The organism is Streptomyces sp. LS1784, assembly GCF_020103755.1.
In the GTDB taxonomy this organism is placed as follows: Bacteria; Actinomycetota; Actinomycetes; order Streptomycetales; family Streptomycetaceae; genus Kitasatospora.
This window is the reverse complement of record NZ_JAHSQD010001062.1, coordinates 1-1292: the sequence shown is the minus strand read 5'-3', so window position 1 is coordinate 1292 and position 1292 is coordinate 1. Positions and strand designations below refer to the sequence as shown.

Below are 1292 nucleotides of genomic sequence, written 5' to 3'. Positions count from 1 at the left end.
CGCGCCGCCTGGCCGCGGACCAGCCGCTGCCACCGCCGCTGGCGGCCGTCCCGGTGTTGCGCGTCCCGCCGCCGCAGCTCCGCCGGACGGCGCAGCAGGCCACCGAGCGGGCGGCTGAGCACGTCGTCGAGCAGGCCGTCGAACGGACGATCGGTCGGGCTGCCCCGTACCAGGGCGCCGACCTGGCCGCGCTCGCCCGCGAGGAGCAGCAGGACCGCGCCGAACAGCAGGCCAGGGCCGACGAGCTGGAACGGGTCCGGCACACCCTGCGGCTGGAGCGCCGCGAACACCGCGAGCGGGGCCAGGGCCGGGAGGGCCGCGACGGCCGGGACATCCGGGAGGGCCGTCTCCGCTCCGGAACCCGCGCCCTGACCGGGCGCCACTGCGTCGCACCGGGCAGTGGGTCGGCCGTCGGGCCGCACTCCGCCGCCCAGCCCCACGATCGCCGTGGCACGCCCGAGACCTTCACCGAACTCATGGCCAGACTGGGTGAGTTCCCGCTGGTGACCTTCACCGGTGACCAGAAGAACGCGCTGGCCCTGGACGAGCTCCAGTGCGCCGGCGCCGGCTGGGCCCGGCTCGCCTGGGACGGGCTGACCGCCCTTCAAGAGTACGCCGAGGCCGCCGTGCGCGGTGCGGCCGGCGGGGACTTCAAGCAGTGGTGCGAGCGCACCCCCGAGGGCTGCCGCCGGTTCCCGCCCCGCAAGGCGGTCCGCGGGGAGTCCCGGACGGTGTTCAGCCACACCAAGTGGAAGCGCGAGCGGATGCTGCCGGTGCCGGAGTGCGTCGACTCCTCCCGGCGCGCGTTCATGGGCGCGCACCTGCGGATCGGTGGCGGTCGCACCGCGCCCCGGCTGCACTACCTGGACGACTGCTCCGGCAGTGGCCGGATCTACGTCGGCTACATCGGTCTGCACCTGACCAACACTCGGACCAACTGAGCGGCTTGGCTGACCACTGCGCCTGTTCGGGGGACAATGTCCGGCAGGGGCGGGCCCGCGGGTTCTCCGGTCGCCCCGGGCAGGCGCCGGACGAGCATGGGGGAACGACGACCGATGCAGTACTCAGCAGACGGCCAGTCCGACGGAACCGCCACCGTCCAGTTCCCCCGACCGGGCTTCCTCGCCTCGGTCTTCCGCGACCTCGGTGCCGAGGACGAGCAGGATCCGGAGGGCGCCGCCACCGGCCGCCCCAGCGGCGGCAAGGCCGGTGACGGCCCGTCCGGCGACGTTCCGACCGGTAGCGACCCGGGCCCCGACGGCCCTGAGGCCCCGGCGGCCGGCCCCGGGCCC

At 75.5% G+C, this 1292-nt stretch carries 2 pseudogenes; both read left to right on the top strand.

Annotated features, from left to right (window positions below):
- A pseudogene (locus KS423_RS45620) lies at positions 1–941 on the top strand (hypothetical protein); the annotation flags it as partial.
- A gap of 114 nt (positions 942–1055) precedes the next feature.
- Positions 1056–1292, top strand: a pseudogene (locus tag KS423_RS45615) (hypothetical protein); the annotation flags it as partial.